This window comes from Panacagrimonas perspica (assembly GCF_004364935.1).
GTDB lineage: Bacteria > Pseudomonadota > Gammaproteobacteria > Nevskiales > Nevskiaceae > Panacagrimonas > Panacagrimonas perspica.
Window position 1 is genome coordinate 494,924 of sequence record NZ_SOBT01000010.1, and the last position, 14,027, is coordinate 508,950.

The 14,027-nt window shown below is 63.7% G+C and carries 9 protein-coding genes; 2 read left to right on the forward strand and 7 right to left on the reverse strand.

The features are described 5' to 3' along the window. Positions 1-19: 19 nt before the first annotated feature. On the reverse strand, positions 20-1,465 hold the full coding sequence (locus DFR24_RS19085; protein WP_133882997.1) for a DHA2 family efflux MFS transporter permease subunit: 1,446 nt from the start codon (positions 1,463-1,465) through the stop codon (positions 20-22). Positions 1,466-1,647: 182 nt separating this feature from the next. Beyond that, positions 1,648-2,565 carry a LysR family transcriptional regulator gene (locus tag DFR24_RS19090; protein ID WP_133882998.1) on the reverse strand — a complete coding sequence of 306 codons (918 nt, stop codon included), beginning with the start codon at positions 2,563-2,565 and terminating at the stop codon, positions 1,648-1,650. Positions 2,566-2,685: 120 nt separating this feature from the next. Between DFR24_RS19090 and DFR24_RS19095 the strand changes: the two genes are divergently transcribed. Continuing rightward, positions 2,686-3,438 carry an SDR family oxidoreductase gene (locus DFR24_RS19095; protein ID WP_133882999.1) on the forward strand — a complete coding sequence of 251 codons (753 nt, stop codon included), beginning with the start codon at positions 2,686-2,688 and terminating at the stop codon, positions 3,436-3,438. A 261-nt stretch (positions 3,439-3,699) separates the two neighbouring features. Beyond that, positions 3,700-4,575, forward strand: a complete 876-nt coding sequence (locus DFR24_RS19100; RefSeq protein WP_133883000.1) for a dihydrodipicolinate synthase family protein — start codon at positions 3,700-3,702, stop codon at positions 4,573-4,575. A gap of 290 nt (positions 4,576-4,865) precedes the next feature. Here DFR24_RS19100 and DFR24_RS19105 read toward each other — a convergent pair whose 3' ends face one another. From DFR24_RS19105 to DFR24_RS19125, 5 genes are all read right to left on the reverse strand, one after another. Beyond that, positions 4,866-7,295: an efflux RND transporter permease subunit gene (locus tag DFR24_RS19105; RefSeq protein ID WP_133883001.1), complete on the reverse strand. Its 2,430-nt coding sequence runs from the start codon at positions 7,293-7,295 to the stop codon at positions 4,866-4,868. Between the two features lie 47 nt (positions 7,296-7,342). Then, complete coding sequence (locus tag DFR24_RS19110) at positions 7,343-8,722, reverse strand: DUF1329 domain-containing protein (protein ID WP_133883002.1); 1,380 nt, start codon at positions 8,720-8,722, stop codon at positions 7,343-7,345. 116 nt (positions 8,723-8,838) lie between these two features. Beyond that, positions 8,839-11,019: a DUF1302 family protein gene (locus DFR24_RS19115; protein WP_133883003.1), complete on the reverse strand. Its 2,181-nt coding sequence runs from the start codon at positions 11,017-11,019 to the stop codon at positions 8,839-8,841. A 90-nt stretch (positions 11,020-11,109) separates the two neighbouring features. Further along, the gene (locus DFR24_RS19120) at positions 11,110-12,057 is read right to left on the reverse strand and encodes a WD40/YVTN/BNR-like repeat-containing protein (RefSeq protein ID WP_211346629.1); all 948 of its coding nucleotides are present in this window, start codon (positions 12,055-12,057) and stop codon (positions 11,110-11,112) included. Between the two features lie 139 nt (positions 12,058-12,196). After that, complete coding sequence (locus DFR24_RS19125; RefSeq protein WP_133883005.1) at positions 12,197-13,594, reverse strand: DUF1329 domain-containing protein; 1,398 nt, start codon at positions 13,592-13,594, stop codon at positions 12,197-12,199. Positions 13,595-14,027: the final 433 nt, after the last annotated feature.

Sequence of the window (14,027 nt, forward strand, 5' to 3'; positions counted from 1 at the left end):
AATCGGCTCCCTCGCCGGATCAGTGCGCCGCGGGCGTCGGCGACTCGACTCCCCGCGGCGTCAGGCGCGGCCGCAGCAGGACGCCGCCGATGACCGCACCCAGCAGGGTCATCACGGCGCCGATGCCGAACGCGAGCTGGTAGCCGTCGTTGAGCGCATCGCGTGCGGTCGCACCGCCCGCCAGTTCCGCCGCGGTCCGCGCATCCGCCAGGCTCGCGAGCACCGCCAGCCCCAGCGCGCCGCCCATCATGAACGCGGTATTGACGATGCCGGACGCAAGGCCGGCCTGGCTCTCGTCGGTGTCGTTCATCGCCGCCAGCAGCAGCGGGTTGAACGCCATGCCGCCGCCCACGCCCAGCAACATCATTCCCGGCAGCACGTGCACGACGTAGGTGCCGTCCACCGGCGCCTGCGCGATCAACCCCAGCCCCAGCGCGGCGACGGCAAGGCCGACCCACAACGGCGTGCGGATGCCCAGCTTCATCACCAGGCGAGCGGACAGGCTCACCGAGAACACCGCCATCACGAGATCGGCGGGAATAAACGCCAGGCCGACTTCGAGCGGGTCGTAGCCGAGCACGCGCTGCAGGTAGAGCGCCGTGATGACGAACCACGCGAACATCCCGGCCGACCAGAGGATGGCGATGACGTTGGCGGTTGCAAGATTGCGCAGCTTGAGCAGGTGCAGCGGCATCAGCGGGTCGCGCACCCTCGCCTCCACGGCGAAGAAGGCGGCGAGCAGCGCGCCACCGACCGCCAGCAAGCCGAGCGTGCGGCCCGACGTCCAGCCCGCCACGTTGCCGCCGATGACGGCGTACACGGCGATCATCAGCCCACCGGTGACGAGGATGGCGCCCGCCACGTCCAGACGAGGCCGGGTCACCGGCGCGACATCGGCCGGCAGCAGGCGCAGGCACATCACGTACACGGCGATGCCGATCGGCAGGTTGACCAGGAAGATCCAGCGCCAGTCGAGCAGCCCCGTCAGCACACCGCCCAGGACCGCCCCGATGCTGCCGCCCGCGGCGCAGATGAAGCCGTAGACACCCATCGCCTTCGCGCGATCTGCGGGCGTGCTGAACAGATTCATGATCAGCGCCAGCGCAACGGCGGTGACCAACGCGCCGCCCAGGCCCTGCAGCGCACGCGCCGCCACCAGCACACCGCGCGTGGGCGCCACGCCGCAGGCGAGCGACGCGACGGTGAAACCCACCAGGCCGATCAGGAAGCAGCGCCGGTTGCCGTAGAGATCGCCCAGTCGTCCTCCCAGCAACAGGAAGCCGCCGAACGTGAGCATGTAGGCGTTGAGGACCCATACCAGCGCCGTGTCGGAAAAGCCGAGGCTGGACTGGATCGACGGCAGTGCGACGGTCACGACCGTGGTGTCGAGCACGATCATCAGGACGCCGAGGCACAAGACGTACAGGGCGAGCCAGCGCTGGCGGGGAGTCTGCGAAGAGGTCATGCGGGCAGGAAGAATCAGGGTATCGACAGGGCGACGAATCGCGCGGGCGAAAATCGACACGCAGCGTCGCAATCAGGAGTCGTAACCGACAGGCGGTCGCGAGGAGTCGGGAATGGTGCCTCAGATGGCCGCTCACGCGATACCGCGGACGTCGCCGACGCTCGGCGCGCCAGGGAGTCCTGCTATGTGTCGATGCTCAGCCCCCGGACCAGCCGCGACGCGAGCCTCGGCTGCTTGATCTGCTCCACCCACCAGTCGAGCGCGCGTCCCTCGTGATCGCCTCGCCAACCGATGTACAGCGTGTTCGGCTCACGCGGATCGGCGGTCCGCATTTCCACCAGTTCGCCCGATTTCACGAACGGCGCCGCGATCGATTTCGGCAGCCATCCCACACCCAGCCCTTCGCGTTGCGCCTGCAGCTTGGCGCGCATGCTCGGTACGGCGAGCGCGGCCTGGCCGCCCAGCACGCCGTAGCTGCGCGCATCGGGCCGGCGCGAGGAGTCGGCCACGACGATGCCGCGGTGCGCCGCGATCGCGTCGCGCTCCAGCGGTTGCGAGGCCTTTGCCAGCAGATGACGCGGCGAGATGGCGAACACCCATTCGACGACACCGAGTTCGAGCCAGCGCAAACGTGGAATCAAGGGGGGCTCGTTGGTAGCGCCGATCACCAGGTCCGCGCGCCCTTCGCGCAGGGCATCCCAGGTTCCGCCGAGCACCTCGTGCGTGATGCGCAGCGACACGCCGGACTGCAGGGCATCGAACGCGCGGATCACCGGCACCAGCGCCGCGAAGCCCAGCACCTCGTCCGTGACGATCGTCAGCCGGTCTTCCCAACCGCCGGCGACCTGCTTGACGCGTTGCGTCAGCCTGCGCACATCCGTGGACAGCCGCGCCGCCTCGTGGGCGAGCAGCTGCCCGGCCGGCGTGAGCTGGAGCCGATAGCGGCGGCGATCGAACAGCAACGCATCGAACCGCGTCTCGAGCTGGCGAGCAGCATGTGAAACGGTTGATGGCGCCTTTCCCAGTTTCGCGGCCGCGCGCGACAGGCTGCCGGTCTGCTTGATGGCTTCCAGCAAGGCCAATTCGTCTTCGGACAACATGTTCGATTCCTTCGAACGAGTGCGTCGAAATGATGGCACGGCATGCGACCCGGAGAGGATCAGTATCGCTTCACGGCATCCCGCCGAATCGAACTGAATCCGAGCCAGCAGGAGATCGCCATGAACCGCTTTTCCAACAAGTCCGTCCTCGTCACAGGGGGCAGCACCGGTATCGGCTTCGCGGCCGCACAGGCCTTCATCGCAGAGGGTGCGCAGGTCCTGATCACCGGCCGGGATACGCAGACGCTCGATCAGGCACGTCAGCAGATCGCCAGCGACCGGCTGATCACGATTCGCAACGACGCCGGATGTATCGACGACGCGAAGGCGCTGGCAGCGGAGATAGCGCGACGCGGCATAACGCTCGATGCGGTGTTCATCAATGCCGGCATCGCGAGGTTCGCGGAAGCCGCCGTCGCCAGCGAGGAGCTGTGGGACCTGACGTTCGACACCAACGTGAAGGGCCCGTACTTCCAGATCCAGGCCCTGCTGCCGCATCTGAACCGCGGCACCTCGATCGTCTTCAACGGCTCGATCAACGCGCAGCTCGGCATGCCGCAGACGACGATCTATGCAGCGAGCAAGGCGGCGCTGATCTCGCTGGTCAAAACCCTTTCTGCCGAACTGCTGCCGCGCGGCGTGCGAGTCAACGTGGTCAGCCCGGGGCCGGTATCGACGCCGCTTTACGGCAAGCTCGGCCTGGATGCCGCGGCGCTGGAAGCGACGGCCGCTCAGATCCAGAGCCAGATCCCGCTGGGCCGCTTCGGCACGCCTCAGGAGATCGCGGCCACCGTGCTGCATCTCGCGTCGCCGGAATCGGCTTTCATCGTGGGCACCGAGATCATCGCGGACGGCGGCATGAGCCAGTTGTGAGCGCCCGGCACGCGTGACGCGTTGCTGCGCCATCCCGATCGGCATCGGAATGGCGCAGCTTGGCGCGGCCCACGCTGCTACCGATTTCCACGCAATTTCGCTTCGGCTGCTGCCGGGATCCTTGCCCCGAAAATCGCCCCGCAGTAGACCTCGCACCACATCGGACGCCCCATTTTGGGGCTCGTTTTCTCGGCAAAATCTGCTTTTTACGTGGCTATACTCGGCTCCGCTTTTTCGCACTCACCGTGATCCGGAGCGCTCATGATCAAAGGCAGCATCGTCGACCTCGTCACGCCTCAACTCGCCGACGGCGCACCCGATCTCGAAGCGATCGAGGCCTTGATGGATTGGCACGTGAGCGAACGCAGTGCGGCCGTCCTCATCGGTGGCGCGGCCGGCCAGGTTGCGACTCCCGACTTCGAGGATCGTCGTGAACTGCTTCAACGCGCGATCTGGCAGGCCGACGGCCGCCTTCCGGTGATCGCCGCCGTCAGGCTCGACGAAGCGTCGGAGGCGTTGGTGATGGCACGCGCGGCGGAGGAGGCCGGAGCCCACGCGCTGCTGCTCGAGCTTCCCGGAGCCATTGCTTCGTCATCCGAGGAGCTGCTCGCGCAGATCCGTACGCTCGCGCAAGCGACGAAGCTTCCGTTGATCGTGCGTCCCGCGACTGCCCGCTCGGCACCTTTGCCTGCCGCAGTCGTTGCGGAGCTCACGAAGATCAAAGGCGTCGCCGGTTTCGTCGAAGGCTCCGCCGATTCCAATCGCGTTCGCGAACTGCTGGCCCTGGGCCTGCCGAAGGACTTTGCGCTGTACTCGGGACACGACGGCTCGGCGCGTGTGTCGATCCTGCAGGGTTTCCACGGCTGCATCTCGATCACCGCGAACGTCGCACCGTCGCTGGTTCGCGACGTCCACGCGGCGGCACTGGCGGGTGATCGCAACGGCAGCGAGGAACTGGAAGCACGCCTGCACCCGCTGTACGAAGCATTGATGACCGAAGCCCATTCGGCTCCGGTGAAGTGGGCGCTGGTGGAGATGGGGAAGATCAACGAAGGCCCGCAGCCGCCGAAGCTGCCGCAGTCCAGCGACTATTCACACCTGCGCCGCGCACTGCGCTCCGCGAAAGTGCTGGGATGAGTCCCACGGCACGGAATAACTTTCCGCGCTCGCTCACCGTGATGGCTGCCCGGGCGCCAGCATCGCCGTCGTAGCCGCGTTCCGGCGGCATCTGCCGTAGACGCGCGCGCCGCGTCACCACCATTACGAATTAATAGCCTGCTTTCCGATCTGAGGCGATCGCTTTTTCGGTGCGACGGACTTGCCACGGATGGCCAGCTCGCAGCGATCTCCACTCAAATCGGAGAAGAGCCATAAAAAAGGGCCCGGCTGCCTTCGCAGCCGGGCCCAGAATCGCTACTGCGCCTTCGTTACTTCGACGTAGCCGGCATGAACTGCGACAGGTCGATGTTCTCGCCCACGGCCAGATCGGTGCGACGCAGGAAGCCCGGGTTGAAGTACCAGACCACCAGCGGCAACAGGATCAGCGACAGGACCATGTTGATGAGCATGATCGCCATCAGCAGCAGACCCATGTCCGCCATGAATTTGAGATCGGACAGGAAGTACCAGGGCACGATACCGACGAGCATGATCGAGGCCGTGAACATGATCGCCTTGCCGGTCGTGGTCAGCGAAGTGCTGATCGCAGCACCGAGATCACCCTCGTGCACGTGGTATTCCTCGCAGATGCGCGACAGCAGGTAGATGCCGTAGTCGATACCCACACCGACTCCCATCACCGCGACGATCGTCGCGTTGATGTCCAGACCGATGCCGAGCTGATGCATCGCCGCCATCTGCAGCGTGTTCGACAGATTCACGGGGATCAGCAGCAGGATAGACGCGACGAGCGACTTGTACGCCAGCGCCGCAATGATCGCGATCGCGACGTTCACAAGGCCGAAGATGAACCAGTGGTAGCGCTCGACTACGACGTTCATCGCCTGTTGGAGCGCAATGAAGCCGGTGGCCATGCGCACGCGGAACTTCTCGTGGTCCTCGCCCACCACGTCCACTGCGCGGCGAGCGCTCGCCAGAGCAGCGTCCACCGTCTCCTGCTTGTTGTCTGCAAACCAGACCGAGACCGTGGAGTGCTGGGCGTTGAAGTCCATCACGTGGCCAAAGTTCAGCGGCGTGGAGCCGAACAGCACCGCCTGGCCCGCGCTATAGGCTGCGCGCTTGTTCGGATCCACCGGTAGCCACTGCGGGTTGCCACCGGCGAACAGACGGTTGCCTTCCATCATGTAGTCGGTGAACGAAAGCGTGGCGCGCGGCTTGATCCCCGGGTCTGCTTCGACCAGCGCCTGCAGTTTGGCGCGCAGCTCCATCGCCTCGGGATTCAGCGCGACACGGTTGGTCCCGTCTTCCGGATTCTTGGCTTCGATCACGAGTTCCAGCGTGTTCATGCCGGGGAAGTGAGCGTTGATCGCTCTCACGGCGGTATTGAATTCGGAGTCGTACCACAACAGGTTGCTGCCCTCGGTCGGGTTACCGACCTTGAGCTGCAGCGTCTCGTACACGGACCAGATCGTCAGCAGGATCATGACGACCGCGGTGATCCGCGCCGGCTTGCCGTAGGTGAGCTTGGAGATGCGGTGCAGCAGCTTCTTCTGGAACAGGTGGATGCCCGACTCCTTGCCTTCGCCGCCGGAGATCTGTTCGAAGTTCTTCGGCAGCGGCAGGTAGGAGAGCAGGATCGACGCGAGGAACACGCCGGTCGGGATGATCCACAGCGCCCACGCACCGCAGAACAGCGCGTGGTCATGCATCGTCTCGATCGGCGCGATGGCGATGAAGATGATGCCGAACACGTCGGTCATGATGCCCAGCACCGACGGCGTCATCATCACGCCCATGCAGACCTCGGCGGCTTTTCGCTTGTCCTTCAGGTGCGCGAGGATTTCGTAGTAGCGCTCGGTGTACTGGATGCAGTGCGAGAACGTGCGCGCCACGAGCAATAGCGGAACGATCGTCAGCAAGGGTTCGATGGGCCTTCCCAGCCAGCCGATGAACCCAACGCCCCACAGACCGGCCACCAGTGCGCACACGATCGGCATCACCACGCCGGCGATGTTGCGCATGTACATAACCAGCGCGATGGTCAGCAAGCCGAGCGTCATCGCGAAGATGCTGTACGTCTGTCGCTGCAGTTCGTACACCCAGCCGGTGAGTGTGGGCTGACCCGCGAGGTAGATCTCGTGCTTGTCGTCACTGGCCTTGTGGATCAGGTCGCGCACGAAGTCGAACGCGACGCCGTATTCGATCGAATCGAGGAACGTCGCCTGGATCAGCGTGGCGGTTTCATCGCGAGAAACGAAGAACGTGCGCGCGTTCGGCGACTGCTGCACGCGACGGCGGAATTCCTCGACTTCGGCCGCATTGGTCGGCACGCGGTCGCCCATCAGCGGCTTCACGTCCACGCCGGCGGGCGTGGCCTCGACGTAGCGCAGTTTCTCGGTCGAGATCGAGATGAGCTGAACATGGTCGATGCCGGGCGTGAGGTCGACGTTGCGCGTCATATCCCAGACTTTCTGCAGCGTGTCCTGGTGATAGATGTCGCCATCCTTGCGCTTGACCATGATGTACATGGTCAGCGGATTGCCGAAGTTCGGATGGTCGTAATAGACCTGGACGAACGGGTCGTCCTTCGGCAGCAGGTTCTTGAAGATCGTCTTCACCACGACGTGCGGGAAGCCGAACAGGAAAAATACCGTGACGACCAGAAATCCGATCGAGACAATCCCGCGGTGGTCCATGATCCACTTGGCCAGTCGGAATCGGAAGGGCAGGTTATCCATGATCGTCGTTTGTCGTTTCTGAAAGAGGTTTTTCTGAATTCCGGGCGTCAGTTCGCGCCGAGCCGCATCAGTGCGGTCTGGGTCAGATACTTGTCGTACATCTTCGGGTCGTTGGCACCGCTGGTGTGCCCTTCGATGGCGCGAACCTGCTCGAGCCGGGTGACGCTGCCGGTCTGGATGTCGGAGCAGGTCACGTGGCACCAACTCCAGTACGGATGTGCGCCATCCATGAACTTCTTGCTGCCCGACTCGTAGAGCGAATACGCGCCGTCGAACGAACGATAGGGCTGGTTGCGGCGATCGTAGGTCACCATGCCGACGACGACCTGATTGCGTGCGTCGAACCAGACCTGCTTCTTCGAGATGGGGGCGCGCGGATAGCCCGTCGGCGTGGCCTCGACGAGAATCGCCTCGGGTACCAGTTCCACAGTGGAATCCCAGAACGTCGTGCCCTTCGGACCACCGTGCGTCTTGTGCTCCCAGTTCTCGTTGTCGGCGTTCCACGAACCCGACAGGCCCGCGAGGAACGGTCCACGGCCGACGATCTGGAAATTGCCCCAGGTCAGCAGCGGATCACCCGCCGCCCAGGCGTCGGACAGATACAGCGTGGTGCCCGGCAGCAGCGGCTCGAAACGCTGGTCGGCCGGGAACTGACGGATCCGGCGGAAGTCCGCCACGTATCCGTAGAGCGCCGGGAACTTGCGCTGGTCGTAGTCCCAGACGTTCATGAACGAGGTGCCGCGAAACTGCTGCGGCCCCGTGAAGAAGACGGTCTGGAAACGCAGCTTGTCCTTGTGCTCGGTCCAGTACGGCTTCGGATCCATGCTGACGCGTGCAACCGTGTTCAGTTCGGCCCAGCCGCCGGCATAGCGAAAGCGGGTCTCGCCGTCGATGGCGACGTCGTTGATCTTGATCGCGTAGAACGAAGCGTCGTGGCGTCCCCAGCTCAGCGTCTGGGCGGCCAGCAACTCGATGCCGGTCTTGGCGTCCGGAAACGGATTGCCGCCGATCCAGGGCTGTCCGTCCGCCGCGTTGACGACGTTGCCCTGTTCGTTGAACTTGGCCTTGCCGGCGTTCTTGAGCGTGGTCTCGATGTACTCCCACGGTGACAGCTTCATCACGTCCGTCGTGGACTTGACGATCTTCAGCTTGCGACCGTGCTTGAGGATCTGCTCGTAGCGAATTGGCTCGAGCAGCTCCTTGACGAGTTCGACGTTGGACGCGTTGATCTCGTCGCCCGTCTTGATCTTGCCCTTGGTGTAACCCTCGATCGACAACAGCTCGTCGGGGTAGGCTTTGCTCACTTCACCGGTTGCGGCGAAGGCTTTCCAAGCCGACATCAGGACGCCTGCCGAACCACTTCCTGCAGCGAGCTTCTGCAGGAAGTGACGTCGGCTGTACTGATGGTCGTACTTGAGAAGTTTCATATTCGGCCTTCCGTCTTCCTGCATTAAAAATTCCGGCGGTCGGGGAAGGACCGACCGCCGGATACAAAAGCGCTAGAAAGGGTTAGCGCTGAGGAGTCGTTGCAGCAGAAGCCGGATCAGAACTGGTAGCCGAGACGCAGGCAGACTTCGTCCGCGTAATCGATGAAGCTCAGGAACGAGTTGTTCGCGTTGCCGCCCCAGACTTCCGCGTCGATGAAGTTGTAGAACAGGTTGACGGTCATGTTGCCGCGCGGCTTCCACTGCACCGCCGGCTGCACCAGGACGCCGCCCTGCACGTCGATCAGCATCGCGAAGCTGTACTCGAAGATGTAGGCGTTCGAGGGCTGCAGTGCAGCGAGCACGACGTAGTTCGCGCCTTCGCTGATACCCGGCGTGAACTCCTTGCCAGTGCGAGCGAACGGATTGCTCGAAACCGGCACGTTGTTCGTGAGCTGAACCGCGCGACCCTGCAGTGCGACGTCGGAGTAAGCCTTCGAGCCGTAACCATCGAGCAGCAGACCTTCGAGGCTGCTCTCCTTCTGCCAGAGGTACTGGAACACCATGTAGGTGGCCGGCATGCTCTGCGAGAAGCGCTGGTACTTCTCCATCACGAGGCCAACCTGGTACTCCTCGCGACGATCCGGGGCCTGCGCAAGACCGATATCCGTGAACGCGCGCTCCGGGGTGTAGGTGGCTTCGACGTTGATGATGAGCTGGTCGAGCAGCGAGCCCGGCTCACCTTCGGTCACGTAGCCGCCACCGATGCCGTAGACCTCTTCACGGTAGTAGTTGCGCTCGACGTGGCCATGCGCGCCTTCGAGTGCGATGAAGAACGCGTTGAGCTCGTTGTACGCCTGCTGCGCCGTGGTGGGCGCCGCGGTCAGAAGCTGTCCGGTCGTCGGCTGGAACTCGTTGACGATGTTGGCCAGGCCGAGCAGCGGATCGAGCTTCGTGTAGCCGGCGCGATCGAACCACTCTTCAGCCGTGAACAGGCCGGCAGGACCCGATTCGAACGGCGTGTTGGCGAGCTGAGGACCGCAACCCTGTCCGGCAGCCGAACCCAGGACGCCTTCGCAGTACTGGTTGAACGCCAGGCCGAGCGTGTTGGTGTCGGGCAGCTTCTTGTTGATGTTGGACTTCGTCCAGCGGATGGCGCCGAGCTGGTTGAGCTTGCTCGTGGCCATGGCCTGCAGGTTGAAGTTGCCGAACTCGGCCTTCAGGCGAACGCCGAAGTTGAATTTCTTGTTGTAGTCGCCGTCGAAATAGTTGTCGTGCAGGATGAAGCGCGAATCGACGATGTTGTACGTCGTATTCGAGTTCGGGACGATCGTCGGAATGAACTGCTGGGCGAACGCATCGACCAGGATCTGATCGGTGGCCTGCCACGTGAAGCGGATACCGGGCGCGGACATGCGCTCGTCGGCGAACTCTTCGATGGCGCGATCGATGAACAGATGGCGACGAAGATCGAGGCCGTTGGCCTGATCCATGATGCGGAAGAACAGCAGCTGACCCCAGGCGACGGACTGGTTGCCGACGCGCACGGTCATGTCGCCGCCGGTCCACTCCACGAAGAACGCCGGGAGGTCGACCTGGTAGTGCTTGCCCGAGCGCTCGAACAGCAGCGGATCCTTCTTGCCGTCGACTTCGTAACCCAGGTAGTCGGGCTTGCCGTTGTACTGACGACCCGCGTCGCGGCTGCCGGTCTCGAAGCCGCGATTGATGTCGTTGTAGTCGTTGAAATTGAATTCTTCGTAGCCCAGGCTGCCCGGGTCATACGTCGCGCGGATGCGCGTCTGCAGCGACCACGCGCCCCAGTTGATGCTGGGCGTGGCCTCGAACCGGAAGAGGTGATAGTTGACGATCTGTTCCGCGTCGGGGACGTAGCGCGTGAACGTGTCGGACAGGCCGCCCAGGCTCTGGTTGGACACACCGTCCGTAGGTCCGAGCGGCGTGCCTCCGAGCACTGCTCCGAGATTCAGACCGGTCTGGTCGAAGATGCTGGTAACGGCCTGGGGCAGGATCGTGGAGTTGTATCCGTCGACCGGGTTGCCGGCACTGCGCTTGAGCGCCAGGCCGTTGGTCAGAAGACCGCGCTGGTTGGCCGGCGACGCACGACCCGTCGTGCTGAACGCCGTCTCCACACGGATCTGGCCGTTGAAAGAGAAGTCTCCACCGAACAGCTTGCGGTCCACCGCACCTGCCATCTCGCCCTGTGCATGCACGGCGGTGCTCGTCGCCGTCGACGCTGCGAGTACCGCGACCGCGCCAATCCACCGCTTCCGTTGCAAACTCATGGATCTTCCCTCCTAAAGATTAATTTCGTTATTACCCCAGGTGCCGCGCCATTCAGCGCACGGCACCTCACTCCTTACCTGCCCCGCCCTTCAGCCACCGATCTGGATGATTTTTCCAGCGTGGCCTACCGCAAGGATTCGCCCAGAACCCGTTTCGGTTCGCACGGCCTGATACCAGTCGGTCTTGGTGTCGCCTTCTTCGATCTGGGTCCAGGTCATGCCGTTGTTCTCGCTGCGGTACATGACGCGCATTCCCGTCACCACCACCTGCCCTGACGCCGATGCCGCCACGCCGAGGAAATTCAGTTCCGTCGCGATGTCGCACTTGCCCCAGGTCTCGCCGCCGTCGGTCGAGATCAGCATCTCGCCGGTCTGACCCACGGCGTAGCTGTTCTGTCCGCTCGGGGAGAGGTGCAGCGCGTGGAGCGTGGCCGCCTCGGGGTTGATCGGGCGCAGCACGCGCCACGTCGCGCCGGCATCGTTGGAGCGAAGCATCACGCCGAATTCGCCGGCCACGGTGATCTGGCCGGAATCCAGCACCGAGACCGCATAGATCATCGGCTCGCCGGTGCCGAAATGTTCTGCGCTTGCCATCGACGCCCAATCCGGCGCTGCCGACGACCAGCTTGCGCCGAAGTCCGAAGACTTCAGCAGGGTGCCGAACTCTCCGCCGGCGAAGGCCAGGCCAGAGGAATTCATCTCGACACTGAGCAGACGTGCAGGCACGCCGCTATCCGAAATCTTCCAGCCGCTGCCATCGCGCACCGCGACGACACCCGCCTGACCTACTGCAATTCCCTTGTCACCGCGACGTGAGACCGACAGGAAAGCCAAGGTCGTGGGCGCCTTGTCGACCGCCTTCCAGGTCACGCCACCATCGGTGGTCTCGTAGATCGAGCCGCCTGCGCCGACCGCAGAACCCGAGTTGGAATCCAGCGACAGGCCGAACAACGCGGAGTGGGGAATGCCCTCGATGATCGTCTTGAGCACGCCGCCCGACTTGGCGGGCGCCTCTGCCGCAGAGCTGGCAGTCGCCATGGCGAGTCCGAGCATCGCACCCATCAGCCTACGCATCATTCCCTTCCCCCAAAAAGCAAAATCCAGTCATTGAACTCCCCGGCCGGCCTTGCGGGCCGACCGGGGAATGCAGCTTTTCTTACTTCGCCTGCTTGAAGCCTTACACCGCGCCGAGACGGGCGATGGCGGCCTGCGTGCAGAACTTGTCGACGATCGCCTTCTCGTCACCATTGGGCGCTTCGTACTGGCTCGCGTAACCGCCTGCGATCTGCTTGCAGTGGTTGAACAGATCCATACGGCCCGACTGGATGTCGTGGAAGTGCACGTTGGTCCAGGACCAGTGCGGCTTGCCGTGACGATCCTTGTTGATGAAGTCGCCTTCGATCTGCGGACCGAACGCGGCGTCCACCTGCTTCCACAGCTGACCGCGACGGTCGAAGGTGATGTAAGCCACCAGCATGCCGTTGCGGGCATCGACCCAGACCTTCTTCTTGCCGACCGGCGCACGCGGATAACCCGTGGGCTCGGACTCGATCGCCACGCACTCCGGCGCGAGTTCGACGGTGTACTCCATGAAGGTCTTGCCCTTCGGGCCGCCGTGCCAGGAATGGTTTTCCCAGTTCGCGTTCGACTTGCCCTTGAAGTTGCCGGCACCGGCGACGAGCAGCGGGCCGCGACCGACGATCTTCGTGTTGCCCCAGGTCAGCATCGGGTCGCCCGCGCCCCAGGCGTCGGACAGGAAGAACGACAGACCCGGAACGATCGGCTCGAAGCGCTGGTTCGCGGGGAACTGGCGCACGCGACGGAACTGCGGCAGGTAGCCGTAGATGTCCGGGAACTTGCGCTGATCGTAGTACCAGGGCACGAGGAACGAGGCACCGGCCTGTTCCTGCGGGGCGGTGAAGAACACGCTCTGATAACGCAGCATGTCCTTCTTGCCCTGGAACACCGGGTCACCTTCGGTGCGGGCTGTCGTGTTCAGCTCGGTCCAGTACAGGTCATACGTGTACGCGGGCGAACCGTCCGGGTTCAGCGAGTACGAACGCACGGCGTACTGCGACATGTCGTGACGGCCCCAGCTCAGCGTCAGGTTGGCGATGCCTTCCTGGCCGGTCTTGATGTCGGGGAACGGGTTTCCGCCGATCCACGGGCCCTTGGTGGCCGTCTCGACGACGTTGCCGGTCTCGTCGAAGCTCGCCTTGCCGTTGTTCTTCAGCGTGGCTTCGAGATAGGCATGCGGGAAGAACTGCGTGATGTCCTTGTTCGGCGCGCGGACCCGGAGACGGCGACCCATCTCGGAAACCTGCTTGTACATGATGGGATCCATCAGGTGCTTCGCGTGCTCGACGTTCTTGGCGTCGATGAGGTCACCGGGCTTGATCTTGCCCTTGGTCTGCAGCTCGATCGAGGTCAGCTCGTCGGGATAGGCCTTGGCCACTTCACCCGTAGCGGCAATCGTCTGCCAGGTGGGAGCCAGGATGCCGGCGCCGAGACCGAGCGCCACCTTTTCAGCGAACTGCCGGCGCGAGTAATCGAAATCGTACTTTCTGATGCGCATTGATCAAACCTCCAGTAAATACTGCGTTAGGGTCGCCGCAGACCTCGTTCTCTCATGTCGCCCGGCGTCGATCGAACAGCGTCGATCGCACCGGAACCATCCTTCTCACATCCAGACAGCAGGTCTCACAGCGTTGCGAAGGGCGTTCGTGCCCGACGCCGAAAGTACGTTTCCAAACGAGTTGGTGGACGCAACATCCGACCAGGCGCCAACACGTCCGCCAGCAGACCGCGGAGCGCCCCCACGCAGACGTGCACGCACGATGAACGTCGAGCCACGCATCGCGGCTTCACGCTTCAGCGAACGCTGTTTCATCTGCATTTGACTCTCCTCCCGCAAGCCGTATGTCCGGCCTTAATTGCACTCGACGTCGCGGTGATTACCGGCGGCGTCTTGAGTTCCATCTACCGCTGACCCGACCGTCCCAAGCCTT